Source organism: Cupriavidus sp. 94F1 (assembly GCF_057798875.1).
Window position 1 is genome coordinate 139183 of sequence record NZ_JBYOJT010000006.1, and the last position, 17003, is coordinate 156185.

At 64.0% G+C, this 17003-nt stretch carries 12 protein-coding genes and 3 tRNA genes; 12 read left to right on the top strand and 3 right to left on the bottom strand.

The genetic code is table 11. The features are described 5' to 3' along the window. Window positions 1–27 precede the first annotated feature (27 nt). The 5 genes from AC3FJ6_RS16680 to AC3FJ6_RS16700 all read left to right on the top strand — a co-directional run bounded on the left by AC3FJ6_RS16680 (window position 28) and on the right by AC3FJ6_RS16700 (window position 4908). The gene (locus AC3FJ6_RS16680; RefSeq protein ID WP_488772905.1) at window positions 28–705 is read left to right on the top strand and encodes a DUF2848 domain-containing protein; all 678 of its coding nucleotides are present in this window, start codon (window positions 28–30) and stop codon (window positions 703–705) included. An 8-nt stretch (window positions 706–713) separates the two neighbouring features. Next, on the top strand, window positions 714–2036 hold the full coding sequence (locus tag AC3FJ6_RS16685) for an amidase (protein WP_488772906.1): 1323 nt from the start codon (window positions 714–716) through the stop codon (window positions 2034–2036). Window positions 2037–2160: 124 nt separating this feature from the next. Then, entirely contained in the window at window positions 2161–3486 is a 1326-nt protein-coding gene (locus tag AC3FJ6_RS16690; RefSeq protein WP_153948150.1) for an MFS transporter, read from the top strand. 219 nt (window positions 3487–3705) lie between these two features. Continuing rightward, a tRNA-Leu gene (locus tag AC3FJ6_RS16695) sits at window positions 3706–3792 on the top strand. 372 nt (window positions 3793–4164) lie between these two features. After that, window positions 4165–4908 (top strand): phosphatase PAP2 family protein, encoded by a 744-nt coding sequence (locus tag AC3FJ6_RS16700; RefSeq protein WP_488772907.1) that lies wholly within the window; start codon window positions 4165–4167, stop codon window positions 4906–4908. Window positions 4909–5004: 96 nt separating this feature from the next. Here the strand turns inward: AC3FJ6_RS16700 and AC3FJ6_RS16705 are convergent, their stop codons facing one another. The 3 genes from AC3FJ6_RS16705 to AC3FJ6_RS16715 form a co-directional block, all read right to left on the bottom strand. Beyond that, window positions 5005–6228 (bottom strand): glycosyltransferase family 87 protein, encoded by a 1224-nt coding sequence (locus tag AC3FJ6_RS16705; protein ID WP_488772908.1) that lies wholly within the window; start codon window positions 6226–6228, stop codon window positions 5005–5007. Between the two features lie 158 nt (window positions 6229–6386). Next, window positions 6387–6755, bottom strand: coding sequence for a VanZ family protein (locus AC3FJ6_RS16710; RefSeq protein ID WP_488772909.1), 369 nt, complete (start codon window positions 6753–6755; stop codon window positions 6387–6389). Window positions 6756–6871: 116 nt separating this feature from the next. Beyond that, window positions 6872–7729: a 23S rRNA (adenine(2030)-N(6))-methyltransferase RlmJ gene (locus AC3FJ6_RS16715; protein ID WP_488772910.1), complete on the bottom strand. Its 858-nt coding sequence runs from the start codon at window positions 7727–7729 to the stop codon at window positions 6872–6874. A gap of 136 nt (window positions 7730–7865) precedes the next feature. On the opposite strand from AC3FJ6_RS16715, the gene mnmC reads away from it, so the two are divergent. From mnmC to AC3FJ6_RS16750, 7 genes are all read left to right on the top strand, one after another. Beyond that, complete coding sequence (gene mnmC / locus AC3FJ6_RS16720; protein WP_488772911.1) at window positions 7866–9875, top strand: bifunctional tRNA (5-methylaminomethyl-2-thiouridine)(34)-methyltransferase MnmC2/FAD-dependent 5-carboxymethylaminomethyl-2-thiouridine(34) oxidoreductase MnmC1; 2010 nt, start codon at window positions 7866–7868, stop codon at window positions 9873–9875. A gap of 158 nt (window positions 9876–10033) precedes the next feature. After that, window positions 10034–11383, top strand: coding sequence for a trigger factor (gene tig / locus AC3FJ6_RS16725; RefSeq protein WP_400394313.1), 1350 nt, complete (start codon window positions 10034–10036; stop codon window positions 11381–11383). A gap of 105 nt (window positions 11384–11488) precedes the next feature. Continuing rightward, window positions 11489–12139: an ATP-dependent Clp endopeptidase proteolytic subunit ClpP gene (gene clpP / locus AC3FJ6_RS16730; RefSeq protein WP_008651661.1), complete on the top strand. Its 651-nt coding sequence runs from the start codon at window positions 11489–11491 to the stop codon at window positions 12137–12139. Between the two features lie 276 nt (window positions 12140–12415). Then, window positions 12416–13693 carry an ATP-dependent Clp protease ATP-binding subunit ClpX gene (clpX, locus tag AC3FJ6_RS16735; protein WP_066738113.1) on the top strand — a complete coding sequence of 426 codons (1278 nt, stop codon included), beginning with the start codon at window positions 12416–12418 and terminating at the stop codon, window positions 13691–13693. Between the two features lie 267 nt (window positions 13694–13960). Further along, window positions 13961–16372 carry an endopeptidase La gene (lon, locus tag AC3FJ6_RS16740; RefSeq protein ID WP_488772912.1) on the top strand — a complete coding sequence of 804 codons (2412 nt, stop codon included), beginning with the start codon at window positions 13961–13963 and terminating at the stop codon, window positions 16370–16372. 225 nt (window positions 16373–16597) lie between these two features. Beyond that, window positions 16598–16673: transfer RNA gene (locus AC3FJ6_RS16745), tRNA-Val, on the top strand. Window positions 16674–16716: 43 nt separating this feature from the next. Continuing rightward, window positions 16717–16793, top strand: a tRNA-Asp gene (locus AC3FJ6_RS16750). The last annotated feature ends 210 nt before the right edge of the window (window positions 16794–17003 follow it).

The following is a 17003-nucleotide window of genomic DNA, read 5'->3' on the forward strand; positions in this document are numbered from 1 at the left end:
TTTTCCCTCGTAACAAGGTAGTACGCAATGCCGACACTGCATCTCCAGGTAGCCGGCGGGGGCGCGCTCGCCCTCGACATCGAACGACTGATCATCGCCGGCTGGACTGGCCGCGACATGGAAGCCGTCCAGCACCATATCGACGAACTGAAGGCCATCGGCGTGAAGCCGCCGGCCACCGTGCCTACGTTCTATCCGCTGGCTGCCCAGCTGCTGACCACCGACGACGTGCTGGAAGTGCCGCGCGACGACTCGTCGGGCGAGACCGAATTCGTGCTGCTGCAGGGCGCCGATGCGCTCTATATCGGCATCGGATCGGACCACACCGACCGCAAGGTCGAGGCGTATGACGTGACGGTTTCCAAGCAGATGTGCGCCAAGCCGATGGGCCGCGACGTGTGGCGCTTCGACGAGGTGGCCGATCACTGGGACGCCCTGGAAATGCGCTGCTGGCGCGTGCGTGACGGCCAACGCGCGCTGTACCAGGAAGGCAAGGTAACCCGCCTGCTGGACCCGCGCGACCTGATCGAACGCCTGACCGGCGAATCGCAGTTGCCGCCCGGCACCGCGATGTTCTGCGGCACCCAGGCTGTGATCGGCGAGATGGGCCACGGTGAGTCGTTCGAAGTGGAACTGCACGACCCCGTGCGCAACCGCAGCCTGCGCCACGCCTATCGCGTGCAGACGCTGGCCGTTGCCGAGTGAGCATCGCCATGACTGCACCGACCATTGCAGAACTGGCGGCCGCGCTGGCAGCCGGCCGGACCACCAGCGTGGCCCTGACCGAAGATGCGCTGGCCAGGATCGACCGTCATAGGCAAGCCGGCGGCGCGGCGTTCATGAGCGTCGACGCCAAGGGCGCGCTGGCACAGGCCCATGCGGCTGATCAGGCCCGCGCGGCCGGCTATGTGGCATCGCCGCTGGCCGGGCTGCCGGTCTCCATCAAGGATCTGTTCGATGTGCGCGGCCAGGTGACGCGTGCCGGCTCGAAGGCGCTGGACGGCAGCGCGCCGGCCCAGGCCGACGCCCCGGTCGTGGCACGGCTGCGCGCCGCTGGCGCCGTGCTGATCGGCCGCACCAACATGAGCGAGTTCGCGTTCTCGGGCCTTGGCCTGAACCCGCACTACGGCACGCCGCGCACGCCGTTCGACGCCGATCGCATCAGCGGCGGCTCGACGTCGGGCGGCGCCGTCAGCGTGGCAGAGCAGATGGCCGTGGCCGCGCTGGGTACCGATACCGGCGGTTCGATCCGCATTCCGTCGGCCTTCTGCGGCCTAACCGGCTTCAAGCCCACCGCGCGCCGCGTGCCGCTGGACGGGGCCGTGCCGCTGTCCACGTCGCTCGACTCGGCCGGCCCGCTGGCCCGCTCGGTGGCCTGCTGCGTGGCGATGGATGCGGTGCTCAGCGGCCAAACGCTGGACACGCGCGCCGCCGATCTGAGCGGCCTGCGCTTCTACGTCACCCGCGACTTCGTGGCCGACGGCCTGGATGCCGAGGTGGCCCAGGCGTTCGAGGCCGCGCTGGCGAAGCTGTCGGCGCAAGGCGCGCAGATCGTGGAATTCGCTTTCCCCGAACTGCGCCGCCTGCCCCAGATCAACGCGGCCGGCGGCCTGACCGCGGCCGAAGCGTGGACCTGGCATCGCGAACTGCTGCACACGAAGGGCGACCAGTACGACCAGCGTGTGGCCCAGCGCATCCGCCGCGGCGAGAAACTGACTGCCACCGACTACATCGTCCTGCTGGCAGAACGCCGCGCCATGCAACAGCGCGCCGCCGAACTGCTGCGCGATGCCGATGCCTGGCTGATGCCGAGCGTGGCCGTGCGACCGCCGCGCCTGGATGCGCTGCAGCGCGACGAGGACTTTTTCGCGATCAACGGCCTGGTACTGCGCAACCCGAGCGTGATCAATTTCCTCGATGGCTGCGCGGCGTCGCTGCCGATAGGCGAGGGGATTGGGCTGGGCGTCTGCGGCCTGCATGGCAACGATGCCCGCGTGCTGCAGGTGGCCGCGGCCATCGAGCCGATCCTGTCCTGACGCATTACACGTAGCACCGGCCGGATTCCCACGGCCGCCGCAGCAAGCGCCAGCACAGCGCAATGCGAGAGGGCGCCGCCAACGTAGCGGCGCCCCGCCAACCACACCCAAGGAGTAGTCACCGATGTCTTCCGTGATGAGCGGCGCCCCCGGCGCCCTGGAGAACCTGCCGCCCGCGCAACTGGCGCAGCAACGCAACGAGGCGTACCGCAAGATCACCGTGCGCCTGATCCCGTTCCTCGTATTCCTGTTCATCCTGGCCTGGATCGACCGCGTCAACGTGGGGTTCGCCAAGCTGCAGATGCTCCAGGACCTGCAGTTCAGCGAAGCCGTGTACGGGCTGGGCGCGGGGATTTTCTTTATCGGCTACTTCCTGTTCGAGGTGCCGAGCAACCTGCTGCTGGAAAAGATCGGCGCACGCAAGACGCTGGCGCGCATTACGATCCTGTGGGGCCTGGCGTCGATGGCGATGATCTTCGTGAAGACGCCGATGCAGTTCTACACGCTGCGGTTCATGCTGGGCATCTTCGAGGCTGGCTTCTTCCCGGGCGTCGTGCTGTACCTGACCTACTGGTTCCCGGCCGCGCGGCGCGCCCGCATCAACGGCCTTTTCATGACGTCGTTTGCGATCGCAGGCGTGGTCGGCGGCCCGCTGGCCGGCTTCATCATGAGCGCGATGGACGGCGTGGACGGCCTGGCCAACTGGCAATGGCTGTTCGTGATCGAAGGCATTCCGTCGGTGCTGGCCGGTATCGCCGTGCTGATGTACCTGCCGGAAAAGCCCGTCAACGCCAGGTGGCTGTCGCAGCAGGAGCAGGCAATCGTGACGCGCGACATCGAACAGGAGGCACGCGACCCCGCCAAGCATTCGTCGCTGAAAGGCGCCTTTGCGAACTCGCGCGTCTGGATCTGCGCGGCGATCTATTTCTGCGTGGTGAGCGGCAACGCCACCATCGCGTTCTGGTCGCCGTCGATCATCAAGGAACTGGGCGTGCAGGGCAACCTGCGGATCGGCCTGGTGTCGGCCATCCCGTTCGTGGCAGGCACCATTGCCATGGTGCTCAACGGCATCCACTCGGACCGCACCGGCGAGCGCCGCATGCACTGCGCGCTGGCTACGCTGCTGGCCGCCGTGGGCCTCACGCTGACGGGTTTCTGGCTGCACAGCGCCGTGCTGGCCCTGATCGCGCTGACCGTGGCGTCGGTCGGCATCCTGGCCGCATTCCCGGTGTTCTGGTCGCTGCCCTCGGCCTTCCTGGCCGGCACCGCCGCCGCCGGCGGCATCGCGCTGATCAACTCGATCGGCAACCTGGCCGGCTTTGTGGCACCGTACATGATCGGCTGGTTCAAGACCACGACCGGCCAGCTGGCTTCGGGCCTGTACTTTGTGGCCGCCCTGGAGGCCTGCGCCACGGTCCTGGTGATCGCCTTCATCCGCGCCCGTCAGTAAAGTTGGAAAGTGGAGCGGCAGTATCGGCCGGGCGGCCGGGGGACTGGATTCCCCCGACGCCTTGCGATACAATCCGCATCCTTATTGCGCCGCAGGCTGAAGTTACGCCGGCGGCACGAACCGGATCCCGGCGCGCAACGCGCCACAGCAAGCCACAAGCAGGAAAAGGCGGGCAGTCCAGCCGCCTTTTTTGCTTTGTGAATGCCCGGTTCCAGGACTGCGAGGGTGGCGAAATTGGTAGACGCACCAGGTTTAGGTCCTGACGCCAGCAATGGTGTAGGGGTTCGAGTCCCCTCCCTCGCACCAACCTACCTTTTTGTTGCGTAATCGCAACTTTTACACTCTGCGCCAATCGGTGGCGCTAAACGCCGCGAAGCCAAGCCCGGTAAGGGTTGGTGGGTGTTCCGTCGGTTTGACGCAGGGCGATGCACACCACTCCCGGCACTATAGAATCACCCCGCGCTCCCCGAAATTTCCCCGCGAACTCCCCGCGAACTCCCCGTGGATTCGGCTATGGCATGCCATGCTTCCATTCCCAAATCCCTCAAAGATTAACCGCTGATTAACCAGTGTGGGGATACCCACATGCGCCCGGCGGGCCACGCATCCGAGGGGCTGCGGCGACCCTATACTTCGGCCCCATAGAGCTGACCATCCCAAGCGCAGTCGAAAGCCGCCATGAATCCATTTGACGCCAGCCTGTTGCACGCGCTAAACCACTTTGCGTTCCGCTCGGAACTGTTCGATCGGCTGGCCATGGCGACCACGCAGTTCTACCTGCTGCGCGGCGTGCCGCTCATCGCTATCCTCTGGTGGCTGTGGTTCCATGAGTCGGACCCCGCCCGGCGCGACAGGAACCGGGAGATCATCATCGCGACCGTAACGGCCGGGCTGTGCGCGTTGTTGATCGGCCGTCTCCTCGCCCACTGGGTGCCGTTCCGCCTCCGGCCGTTCGCCAATCCGGAGCTCGGCCTGCACTTCCCTATGTCGTCCGAGGACCGGATCCGTACGTGGAGCGCTTTTCCAAGCGACCACGCCATGCTTTGGTTCGCCATTGCCACAGGCATCTGGGTAGCTTCGAAGTCGCTCGGCATTGCGGCACTGCTCTACACGCTGGTCTTTATCTGCCTGTCGCGGGTGTACGTGGGCCTGCACCATCCGACCGACGTATTGGGCGGCGCGATCATCGGCATTGTCGTCTGCCTGGTAATGACGCGCCCCTACTGTCGCCGGCTCCTCGCCGAGCCATTCCTGGTCTTGTCCCGACGATTCGAAGCCACGTTCTACGTTTGTATGTTTCTGCTCAGCTTCGGGCTTGCGACACATTTCGACGAAGCGCTGATGATCGGGTCGGGCGTCCTCAAGACCCTCCGCAGCGACCACGAACGGCCAGCGGCCTCCTCGGCAAGTGCTCGGTTTTAGACAACGCCGATCGATGTTCTGAAAACTAAATGCGCCGGAAACGCAGCAGCGTAGATCAGCAGCCGGCCGCAGCCGCCCCAAAAGGCAGTAAGCACCTCAACAAGTGCGCCGCGATGGCTCACCCGAGGTGTTCCTGAATTCCGGTGCCGTCGCCGCATGCCGCCGCACCACGATGATGACCAGGGCAATCATCACGGCCGGGAGAATGTTCAGGTATTGGTGAAGGTACGCCGAGAGGACTGCTTGTGCCGGCGCCAGCCAGGCTGCGCCGATGACAATCCATTCCATGCGTCCCGGCGCCACAGCCCGGTGGTCACGAACGAGAAGGACGAGCGGCAAGATCAGCCACACCAGGTCATAAAACATGATGTAGGGCTGTACCAGCAACGTGGCGATAATGAGCGAGGCCGCGCGAAGTTCGAATCTGGCCCGCCGCATCCACAGGTAAGCCATCGCAAGAACTGCAGGTGCCGCGACAACGCCGTGCAACAGATAAGACGCGTTGACGGACAAGCCGGCACTGCGGCCAAGCGCGAAGGCGGTTGGCATACCCGGCCACATCATGACGCCACCTTGCTCGACCGCCAGCGTGCTAAATTGCGGCAGGAATTCCGCAAATGCCAGCCAGGCATCCACGCCGAACGCCACAAAGCTAGCCCCGACGATTGCGAGGGTGCAAAGTGCGGAGACGCCGAACGTCTTCCATTGCCTGCCGCAGATCAGGGCCAAAGGAAACAGGACGCCAAACTGCGGTTTGATGGCAAGTATGGCGATGCACGCCCCCGCAAGAGCGGTTTCAACCTCGATCATGGCCAGTGCAGCGCCGGCGGCCGCAACCGTGAACAGCGAGTTCTGCCCCAGCCCGATAGCAATGGCGACGCCGGGGAATGCCAGCAGCAGCGGCAGATATGCGCGGTCGATCCCGCGGCACAGGCGCGCGAGCACGGCCCCGTAGGCCAGCAATCCGAGTGTGGAGTAAATGGACAGGGCAATACCAAACGGCAACCGCCCGAACGGCAAGACTGCCAGCAGAAATGTCGGCGGATAGGGCCAGGGGGAATAGTCGTCGAGCCCCAGCGCCAGTTCCATTGGCTGCATCCACTGTGGCGAAAAGACGTAGGCGGCCCCATGCGCCATGGCCACCCTTGCCGCTGACCAGAAAATCGCGAAGTCGATACCGACCATCGGAGACGAGTGGTCTTCCAGGACGTAGAACCGGAAGATCCATATCCCCAGTACGAGGATCTGGATGGCGAGAGCCGCCAAGGCGTAGACCGTCACGCGGCGCGTGGCCGGGCGCTCGTTATTCGTCGACGGCATAGGCTCGCTGCGGGATGGTTCGTTTGCCGAGTCTACTTCCCCGAACTCTGCCCACACACCGCCCAGTAGGGGGAAGTGTTTTCCCTCACCATCACGGGGCCTGGGGCGCAAACTTGTACGTTAAAAGTGCGCCATTCAGCGCTTTATCCCGCGCGGGTTCAGGGTTGGACGCCGCCGGATGTCGACCGTCCGGCGCGGATCGCGCGAAAACTGAGGGCCATCCCGAGCGCGATGCCCAGCACGTCGGCCAGCAGGTCAGCCCAGGACGACGTGCGATAGGGCGTCAATGATTGAAGGACTTCGATCGCCGCGCCGTAAGCCGTCAGGGCCAGGACCAGTTGCCAGATCCTCCCCGGCCAGGCGCGGAGGCCCAGTGCGGCCAGTGTGCCGAACGCCAGCAGGTGATTGGTCTTGTCCCAGCCCGTGGTCGGTTGCGCCGTATCCGGCGGCAACAGCGAGAGCACCAGCACCGCCAGTGCGCAGATCGAGAAAAGCCACCGATAGTGGGTCGGTGTCAGGCGTGTCACGGCAAATCTCCGTGGTCCGGGCATCTGCGGGAATCCGTCTGCAGGAATCCGTCATCATCGTGCGCCCGATCGTGTTCGTCCGTCTGCTGCGGCACAGAAGGGCCCGCGCCCCACCGTTAGCTGTCCAGCGATTCCAGGGTGAAGCCGGCGCCGGCGTCCTGCCCTAGCAATTCCACGAGTTTTGGCATCGCTTCCTGCAATGCGGCCTTCAACGTCCAGGGCGGATTGACGACGAACATGCCGCTGCCATGCAGCCCCAGGCCGCCTTCCACCGGATGCTTGACGGTCAGCGTCACATGCAGCCAGCTCTTGAGCGGTAGTCGCTTCAGTTGCGCTGGCAACTGGACAGACTCGCGGCGCTGCACTTCGGGATACCAGATCGCATAAACGCCATTGGCGAATCGTTCCAGGCCGGCCTTGAGTGTGTCGACCGTGCGCGCATAGTCCTGCTTGTCTTCGTACGACGGATCGATCAGCACCAGCGCGCGGCGCGGTGGCGGTGGCAGGATGGCCTTGATGCCGTTGAAGCCGTCGCCGTCGTAGAGCATGACCTTGCGGCCGGCGCCGCGGAAGTTGTCGCGGAGCACCTGGATCTCGGTGCTATGGAGCTCGAACAGCCGCAAACGGTCGGCATCGCGCAACATCTGCCAAGCCAACCAGGGTGACCCCGGGTAGTGCTTGAGATTGCCATCCTGGTTCAGTTCGCGAACCTGCTCAAGATAAGCTTCGAGCAGTTCGGGCAAGGCCTGGCCGCCGGCCGCGGCGCGCCAGAGCGGTCCCACACCGGTTTCGAATTCCGACTTTTTCTGTGCGTAGGCATGATCCAGCGCATACAGGCCCGCCCCGGCATGCGTGTCGACGTACCAGAACGGTTTGTCCTTCTGCGTCAGATAGTCCAGCAACTGGACGACAACGGCGTGCTTGAGGACATCGGCGTGATTGCCGGCGTGAAAGGCGTGACGGTAACTGAGCATGGCAAGGCGGGATGACGGCGCGCAAACTCCAGTCAGACAGGGACAGGCGGGCGCTTGGCGCGAAGGGCGCTATGCTACCATCCGCCGCCATTTCCGGCCGTTTTCCTATCGTTTTTCCTCTTTTTTCCGTCCCTCCATGCCGCGTACCCTCGAGGCCGCCGAGCCCATCCTGTCCGATGACGGCATCCCGTATTCGCCGCGTTACGACGATGTCTATCACAGCACCGCGGGCGGCCTGGCACAGGCCCGGCACGTCTTCCTGGGCGGCAACGGATTGCCGGGCAACTGGGCGGGGCGCGAGCAATTCGTCATCGTCGAGACCGGGTTCGGGCAGGGGCTGAACTTCCTGGCCACGTGGCAGGCATGGCGCAACGCGCCGCAGCCCTGCGCGCGCCTGCACTTTGTTTCCATCGAAAAGCATCCGTTCACGCGGGAAGGCCTGGCGCAGCTGCATGCCGGATTGGGCGACCTGCTGCCGCTGGCCACGCAACTCCAGCAGCAGTGGCCCGACGCGCTGCCGGGCCTGCATCGCCTGACGTTCGAGGGCGGGGCGGTGACGTTGACGCTGGCGTTCGGCGACGTGCAGGCGATGCTGCCGAAGCTCGTGGCTGGCGCCGACGCATTCTATCTCGACGGTTTTTCGCCATCCCGCAACGCCGATATGTGGTCGGACACCGTGTTCCGCGGGCTGGCGCGGCTGGCACGGATGGGGGCGACGCTGGCCACCTACACGGCGGCCGGATTCGTGCGCCGGGGCCTGCAGGCGACCGGATTCGAAGTCAGCAAGGCGCCGGGGTTTGGCGGCAAACGTGACATGACGGTCGCACGCTTTGCGCCCGTCTGGAAGAACCGCCGCCACGCCCCGCCGGACGCCGCTTGCTGGGCTGCGCGGCATGCCATCGTCATCGGCGCGGGACTGGCCGGATGCGCGGTCACCGAGCGGCTGGCCGCGCGTGGCTGGCGCGTCACGCTGCTCGATGCCCACGACGGACCGGCGCGCCAGACCTCCGGGCATCGCGCGGCGGCCATGCACGCGCACGTTTCGGCCGACGACAGCCTGCTGTCGCGGCTGTCGCGCGCCGGCAACCTGCATGCCCTGCGCGCGTGGCAGTCGCTGGCCGACGCCGGTCATCCGGTGGGGTGGCACGGCTGCGGCGTGCTGCAGACCGGCGAGGACGACACCGAAAATGCGGCGCAACATGCCGCGCTCGATGCACTGGGCTTTCCCGAATCGTTCGTGCGATGGATGGCGCCCGGCGAGGCTGCGGCGTCCCACGGCGCCACGGTGAGCCGTGGCGGGCTCTGGTTTCCGCAGGGCGGGTGGGTGGCGCCGCCCGATATCTGCCACGCCCAGCTGGCCGCCGCCGGCAATCGGCTCGATGCCCGCTTCGGGTGTCGGGTGGCGGGCATCGCGCATGTCGATGGAAAGTGGCTCGCTCGCGATGCTTCGGGCACGGTACTGGCCAGCGCGCCTGTACTGGTGTTGGCCAATGCGCACGAGGCCGAACGGCTGGTGCCGGCCCGCTTCCTGGCGCTGCGCCGCGTACGCGGGCAACTGACCGACCTGACCCCGGCCCAGGTCGAGGCGCTGGGCGGGTGGCCAGACTGTGTGGTGACCGGCAGCGGCTATCTGTTGCCGCGTGGCGAGCAGGGCGGGGCCCGGGTGGGGTCCAGCTATGAACCCGATACGGGTCCACTCACCGAAAGCGCCGCGGTGCATGCCGCCAACCTGGGGCGCGTGGCGTCGCTGCTGCCCGACCGGGCGGCCGCGCTGGCCCGGATCGACCCAGGGACGCTGACGGGTTATGTCGGCGTGCGCACCGTCACGCACAACCGCTTGCCGCTGATCGGCCGCCTGGCCGACGAGGCGCAGGCGCTGGCGCACGCCGGTGCACTTCGCGGCGCGCACTTGCGCGACCTGCCTCGTCTGCCCGGGCTCTACGCGGCGCTTGCATACGCGTCGCGCGGCCTCACATGGGCCGCACTGGGCGCCGAACTGATCGCCTGCCAGGTTGAGGGTGAACCGCTGCCACTGGAGGCGGATCTCGCCGATGCCGTCGATCCGGCCCGTCTGCTGCTGCGGGCCCTGCGTCATGGGCACGCGTCAGACCCCTCAGGGCAGGATCCGGAGCCGGATCCAGACTGACTAGGGTAAAAACTGCCGGAAGCGAATGAAAACCGTGCGATAATCCGCGTTTTCCGTTTGCGCGGAGACCTCCGCTCGCGAGCACTGGCCGCGGCCAGGCGGCAAGGTGCGCAGGCGGATGCGCTGACAACAACTATTTCTGAATTGGATTAACGACCATGTCGAACGTCATTGAAAACCTCGGCAAGCTGGACCGCAAGGTGACCCTGGCTATTCCCAAGGCCGAAGTGCAGAAGGAAACGCAGGAACGCCTGGTACGTCTGTCGAAGACCGTGAAAATGTCCGGTTTCCGTCCGGGCAAGGTGCCGATGAAGATGGTCGAGAAGCAGTACGGCCAGCAGGTGGAATTCGAAGTGCGCTTCGACAAGGCCGCCCGCAAGTTCTTCGACATCACCCAGGCCCAGGACGTCAAGGTGGCCGGTCAGCCGAAGTTCGACATCAAGACCGAAGGCGTTGCCGACGACGAACTGGCTTTCGAAGCCACCTTCGAGGTGTATCCGGAAGTCAAGATCGGCGATCTGGCATCGGCCGAAGTGACCCGCACGAAGACCGTGATCGGCGACGCCGAGATCGACAAGACCGTCGACATCCTGCGCAAGCAGCGCGTGCACTACCACCACCGCGGTGAAGCCGGCGCCCATGGCGATGGCGGCGGCGAAGTGGATGCCAAGAACGGCGATCGCGTGACGATCGACTTCGTCGGCAAGATCGACGGCGTGGAATTTGCCGGCGGCAAGGCCGAGGACTTCGTGTACGTGCTGGGCGAGGGCCGCATGCTGCCCGAGTTCGAACAGGCCACGCTGGGTCTGAAGGAAGGCGAGAGCAAAACGTTCCCGCTGACCTTCCCCGAGGACTACCACGGCAAGGAAGTGGCCGGCAAGACCGCCGAATTCACGATCACGCTGAAGAAGGTCGAGTGGGCGCATATGCCGGAAGTAGACGATGCGTTCGCCAAGTCGCTCGGCATCGCCGACGGCAGCGTCGAAAAGATGCGCGCCGACATCCGTGAAAACCTGGAGCGCGAAGTCAAGCGCCGCACGCATTCCATGCTGAAGGACGAAGTCATGGAAGCCCTGCTGAAGGTGAGCGAGCTGGACGTGCCCAAGGCCCTGATCGAACAGGATCAGGAACGCCTGGTGGAAATGGCGCGTCGTGACCTCGAGCAGCGTGGCATGCCGAACGCCAAGGACATGCCGATTCCGGCCGAGATGTTCGCCCAGCAGGCCGAGCGCCGCGTGAAGCTGGGCCTGATCCTGGCCGAGATCGTCAAGGCCAACGGCCTGGAAGCGAAGCCGGAACAGGTCAAGGCCGAGATCGAGGACTTCGCGAAGAGCTACGAAGACCCGAAGGAAGTCATGCGCTGGTACTACGGTGACCAGCAGCGCCTGGCCGAGATGGAAGCCTACGTGCTCGAAAACAACGTGGTAAATTTCGTGTGCGACAAGGCCAAGGTTACGGACAAGTCGGTGTCGTTCGAGGAACTCACCGCCGCGCCCGCACAAGCCTGAGGTCGGGCAAGGCCGGATGCCGCGGGTTGACGCGGCGACGGTCCGTGTCAACCGGCCTCGCGCGCTGGCCGGTTGACACCATTCCTGAATATCTGGAGAACCTGCATGACCCGCAATGATTTGCTTGATCGTCTCGCCACCACGCAGGCTTCTGCCCTGGAGACCCAGGGTCTGGGACTGGTGCCGATGGTTGTCGAGCAGTCCGGCCGGGGCGAGCGCGCGTACGATATCTACTCGCGCCTGCTCAAGGAACGTGTCGTCTTCATGGTTGGCGAGGTCAATGACCAGACCGCCAACCTGGTGGTGGCCCAGCTGCTGTTCCTGGAAAGCGAAAACCCGGACAAGGACGTGTCGCTGTACATCAATTCGCCCGGGGGTTCGGTTTCGGCTGGCCTGGCGATCTACGACACGATGCAGTTCATCAAGCCCGACGTGCAGACCCTGTGCATGGGCATGGCGGCGAGCATGGGCGCGTTCCTGCTCGCTGCAGGTGCCAAGGGCAAGCGCAGCGCGCTGCCGAACTCACGCATCATGATCCACCAGCCGCTGGGTGGTGCACGTGGCCAGGCCTCGGACATCGAGATCCAGGCGCGCGAGATCCTGTACCTGCGCGAGCGGCTGAACAGCATCCTGTCGGAAGTCACCGGGCAGCCGGTCGAGAAGATTGCCCGCGATACCGATCGCGACAACTTCATGAGCGGCGACCAGGCGGTGGACTATGGTCTGATCGACAAGGTGATCACCCGCCGCAGCTGAAATCTGGCCGGTGTGCCGGCACATGGGCCTGGAGGCATCCTGTCGGAAGCATCCGGGCGATGACCGGCACGCCGGGCATCTGCCGTATTGGCCTGCGTCGTGCGCCAAATGACGAAGGCTACACCGGAACGAGGCTGTGCGCCTCGTTTTTGCGTTTTGCCCCACACGCAGGGGATGCCGCCGACTGTGCCAATTGTTTTGGCGTATGATGCGTTTAATGCGTTTCCCGCCGGGACGTTTCTGGCGAGATCCACACTGCTAATGTGACTGATTCCTATGGCGGACAAAAAAGGTTCATCCAGCGAGAAACTTCTCTACTGCTCGTTCTGCGGCAAGAGCCAGCACGAGGTAAAGAAGCTGATCGCGGGCCCGTCGGTGTTCATTTGCGACGAATGCATCGACCTGTGCAACGAGATTATCCGTGACGAGGCCGCCGCGACCGACAAGGACGCCGCCGCTGTCACGCGCTCGGATCTGCCCACGCCCCACGAAATCCGCGAAAGCCTTGACCAGTACGTGATTGGTCAGGAACAGGCCAAGAAGATTCTGGCCGTGGCGGTCTACAACCACTACAAGCGTCTGAAGCACCTCGGCAAGAAGGACGACGTCGAGCTGTCGAAGAGCAACATCCTGCTGATCGGGCCCACCGGCTCGGGCAAGACGCTGCTTGCCCAGACGCTGGCGCGCCTGCTGAACGTGCCGTTCGTGATCGCCGACGCCACCACGCTGACCGAAGCCGGTTACGTGGGCGAAGACGTCGAGAACATCATCCAGAAGCTGCTGCAGAACTGCAATTACGAGGTCGAGAAGGCCCAGCGCGGCATCGTCTACATCGACGAAATCGACAAGATCTCGCGCAAGTCCGACAACCCGTCGATCACGCGCGACGTGTCGGGCGAGGGCGTGCAGCAGGCGCTGCTGAAGCTGATCGAAGGCACCATGGCTTCGGTGCCGCCGCAGGGCGGCCGCAAGCATCCGAACCAGGACTTCCTGCAGGTGGACACGACGAACATCCTGTTCATCTGCGGCGGTGCATTCGACGGCCTGGAAAAGGTCATCATGCAGCGTTCGGACAAGACCGGCATCGGTTTTGACGCGCAGGTGCAGAGCAAGGAAGAGCGCGAAGTCAGCGAGGTGCTTCCGCAGACAGAGCCCGAGGATCTGATCAAGTTCGGTCTGATCCCGGAACTCATCGGGCGTCTGCCCGTGGTGGCAACGCTGGCCAAGCTGGATGAAGCCGCGCTGATGCAGATCCTGGTCGAGCCGAAGAATGCGCTGGTCAAGCAGTATCAGAAGCTGCTGGCCATGGAAGGCGTCGAGCTGGAGATTCGCCCGGCTGCGCTGACCGCGATTGCGCGCAAGGCCATCCGTCGCAAGACGGGTGCCCGTGGCCTGCGTTCGATTCTCGAACAATCGCTGATGGACGTCATGTACGACCTGCCCAATTACAAGGGTGTGCAGAAGGTGGTGATCGACGAAAGCACGATTACTGGCGACGCACCGCCGCTGCTGATGTACGAAGAGCAGCAGCCCAAGGTGGCAGGCTCGAACTGAGCGAGGTCCAACTGACGCCGAACGTGCCGGACCCGCGTGGTCCCAACCATACTGGCGACACTTTCAAGCTGCCGTTCGCTGGAAAGCGAACGGCTTTTTTTCTTCAATTCCACAAACTAACGGGAGCAAACGCGGGTATGCTGTTTCAGAGTGGGTCCCGGGTGCAGTTTGCGGCACGTTTTTTAAGTGCCGGGAATTGATGATGGGTATCTTGCAATCGAATCCCGAGACCCTATTTACGCCTTAAATGACTGACTGGGGAAAATGATGTCCGGAACACAACTCCTCCCGGCTGAGCCGATTCGCCTGCCACTGTTGCCGCTGCGCGACGTGGTGGTGTTTCCGCACATGGTGATCCCACTGTTCGTGGGACGCCCGAAGTCCATCAAGGCGCTCGAGACTGCGATGGAGTCGGGCAAGAGCATCATGCTCGTGGCACAGAAGACGGCCGCCAAAGACGAACCGACAGCCGAAGACCTCTACGAGGTTGGCTGCATCGCCAATATCCTGCAAATGCTGAAGCTGCCCGACGGTACCGTAAAGGTGCTGGTCGAGGGTACGCAACGTGCAAATATCACCGAGGTGAGCGAGGACGATTCGCACTTCATGTGCGAAGCGGTGCCTGTGCCGCCCGCACCGGCTGAATCGGCCGAGACCGAGGCCCTGCGCCGCGCGATCGTGTCGCAGTTCGACCAGTACGTAAAGCTCAACAAGAAGATCCCGCCGGAGATCCTGACGTCGCTGTCGGGCATCGACGAGGCCGGCCGCCTGGCCGACACCATTGCCGCGCATCTGCCGATCAAGCTCGAGCAGAAGCAGAAGATCCTGGAAATGGTGAAGGTGACGGAACGCCTGGAGAGCCTGCTGTCGCAGCTCGAGGGCGAGATCGACATCCTGCAGGTGGAAAAGCGCATCCGTGGCCGCGTCAAGCGCCAGATGGAAAAGTCTCAGCGCGAGTACTACCTGAACGAGCAGGTCAAGGCCATCCAGAAGGAACTGGGCGAGGGCGAGGAAGGTGCAGACCTTGAAGAGCTGGACAAGCGCATCAAGGCCGCACGCATGCCCAAGGAGGCCAAGAAGAAGGCCGACGCCGAGTTCAAGAAGCTCAAGCTGATGTCGCCGATGTCGGCCGAGGCGACCGTCGTGCGCAACTACATCGACACGCTGGTCAACCTGCCGTGGCGCAAGAAGAGCAAGGTCAATAACGACCTGGCCAACGCCGAGCGCGTGCTGGACGAAGACCACTACGGTCTCGAGAAGGTCAAGGAACGCATCCTTGAGTATCTTGCCGTGCAACAGCGTGTGGACAAGGTCAAGGCGCCGATCCTGTGCCTGGTCGGGCCTCCCGGCGTGGGCAAGACGTCGCTGGGCCAGTCGGTGGCGCGCGCCACGAACCGAAAGTTCGTGCGCATGGCGCTGGGTGGCGTGCGTGACGAGGCCGAGATTCGCGGTCACCGCCGTACCTACATCGGGTCGATGCCGGGCAAGATCCTGCAGAGCCTGTCGAAGGTTGGCGTGCGCAATCCGCTCTTCCTGCTCGACGAGATCGACAAGATGGGCATGGACTTCCGTGGCGACCCGTCGTCGGCCCTGCTGGAAGTGCTGGACCCGGAACAGAACCACACGTTCCAGGACCACTACATCGAAGTGGACTTCGACCTGTCGGACGTGATGTTTGTGGCGACGTCGAACTCGCTGAACATTCCGCCGCCGCTGCTGGACCGGATGGAAGTGATCCGTCTCTCGGGTTACACCGAGGACGAGAAGGTGAACATCGCCACGCGCTACCTGCTGCCGAAACAGATCCGCAACAACGGTCTGAAGCAGGGCGAGATCGACGTCACCGAAGCGGCCATCCGCGACATCATTCGCTACTACACGCGTGAAGCGGGCGTCCGTTCGCTCGAACGCGAGGTGTCGAAGATTGCCCGCAAGGTGGTCAAGCTGCTGCTGCTGAAGAAGGAGTCGAACGCGGTCAAGGTGGATTCCGAGAACCTCGACAAATTCCTCGGTGTGCGCAAGTACGACTTCGGCCTGGCCAACAAGGAAAACCAGGTAGGCCAGGTGACCGGTCTGGCGTGGACGGAAGTGGGCGGCGATCTGCTGACCATCGAAGCCGCGATCATGCCGGGCAAGGGCAACATCTCGCGTACCGGCTCGCTGGGCGACGTGATGAAGGAGTCGGTCGAGGCCGCGCGGTCGGTGGTGCGTTCGCGGGCACGTCGCCTGGGTATTGCCGATGAGATGTTCGAGAAGCGCGACATCCACATCCACGTGCCCGAAGGCGCCACGCCCAAGGATGGTCCATCGGCAGGTATCGCGATGACCACCGTGCTGGTGTCGGTGCTGACGGGGATTCCCGTGCGTGCCGATGTGGCGATGACCGGCGAGATCACGCTGCGCGGCGAAGTGCTGCCGATCGGTGGCCTCAAGGAAAAGCTGCTGGCTGCCCACCGTGGCGGTATCAAGCTGGCGCTGATCCCCGAGGAAAACGTGAAGGACCTGGCGGACATCCCCGACAACGTCAAGAACGCCATCGAGATCGTGCCCGTGCGCTGGATCGACAAGGTGCTGGAGCTGGCACTCGAGCGCAAGCCCGAGGCGCTGCCCGAGGAAGATGCCAAGCCTTCGGAAGTGGCGGACAAGGGCGAGGCCAAGGTCGAGCGCATTCATCACTGATCGACGGCATCGTTGAAACGCCAAAAGCCGCGGGTTTACGCCCGCGGCTTTTTGTTTGCGTGGCCGGCGTGATGCAAGAGAATCCTGCAATCAACGCTTGGCAAATTGAAAAGTCTCGTATTACAATCGCGGCCTCGCAACGCAAACAGCGGCAACGAAGCAGCAACCGCCGAATTGTGCGTAGCGAGAATTACCTTGCAGGCAACTGGCTTGCGTGGTCCATGTGGGTGCTTAGCTCAGCTGGTAGAGCGGCGCCCTTACAAGGCGTAGGTCGGGGGTTCGAACCCCTCAGCACCCACCACACTGGATCGCAGCGCACAGGTCTTGCAGGAGCACCGACGCAAGGAGTGGTAGTTCAGTCGGTTAGAATACCGGCCTGTCACGCCGGGGGTCGCGGGTTCGAGTCCCGTCCACTCCGCCAACATAAAAGCCCGCATCTGCGGGCTTTTTGTTTTTGCATATTCTGATTCGCGTGATCCGCGCAGCGGGCGTTCCAGTTCGTTGGCGCGAACGTGCAGACATCCTGACCCAAACGCACTCCGCGCCACATATTCCGCAGGTCTGGCGTCCCGCTCCTGATAGAATCGCGAAGTTTGACTGTCGGCCCAAAGGCCCCAACCCTTTCACCCGA

Excerpts from the sequence above, each read along its gene's own strand:
- clpP (WP_008651661.1), top strand. The coding sequence starts at position 11,489 with ATGACCCGCAATGATTTGCTTGATCGTCTCGCCACCACGCAGGCTTCT.
- clpX (WP_066738113.1), top strand. The coding sequence starts at position 12,416 with ATGGCGGACAAAAAAGGTTCATCCAGCGAGAAACTTCTCTACTGCTCG.
- AC3FJ6_RS16690 (WP_153948150.1), top strand. The coding sequence starts at position 2,161 with ATGTCTTCCGTGATGAGCGGCGCCCCCGGCGCCCTGGAGAACCTGCCG.
- AC3FJ6_RS16705 (WP_488772908.1), bottom strand. The coding sequence starts at position 6,228 with ATGCCGTCGACGAATAACGAGCGCCCGGCCACGCGCCGCGTGACGGTC.
- tig (WP_400394313.1), top strand. The coding sequence starts at position 10,034 with ATGTCGAACGTCATTGAAAACCTCGGCAAGCTGGACCGCAAGGTGACC.
- AC3FJ6_RS16715 (WP_488772910.1), bottom strand. The coding sequence starts at position 7,729 with ATGCTCAGTTACCGTCACGCCTTTCACGCCGGCAATCACGCCGATGTC.
- lon (WP_488772912.1), top strand. The coding sequence starts at position 13,961 with ATGTCCGGAACACAACTCCTCCCGGCTGAGCCGATTCGCCTGCCACTG.
- AC3FJ6_RS16685 (WP_488772906.1), top strand. The coding sequence starts at position 714 with ATGACTGCACCGACCATTGCAGAACTGGCGGCCGCGCTGGCAGCCGGC.
- mnmC (WP_488772911.1), top strand. The coding sequence starts at position 7,866 with ATGCCGCGTACCCTCGAGGCCGCCGAGCCCATCCTGTCCGATGACGGC.
- AC3FJ6_RS16700 (WP_488772907.1), top strand. The coding sequence starts at position 4,165 with ATGAATCCATTTGACGCCAGCCTGTTGCACGCGCTAAACCACTTTGCG.
- AC3FJ6_RS16680 (WP_488772905.1), top strand. The coding sequence starts at position 28 with ATGCCGACACTGCATCTCCAGGTAGCCGGCGGGGGCGCGCTCGCCCTC.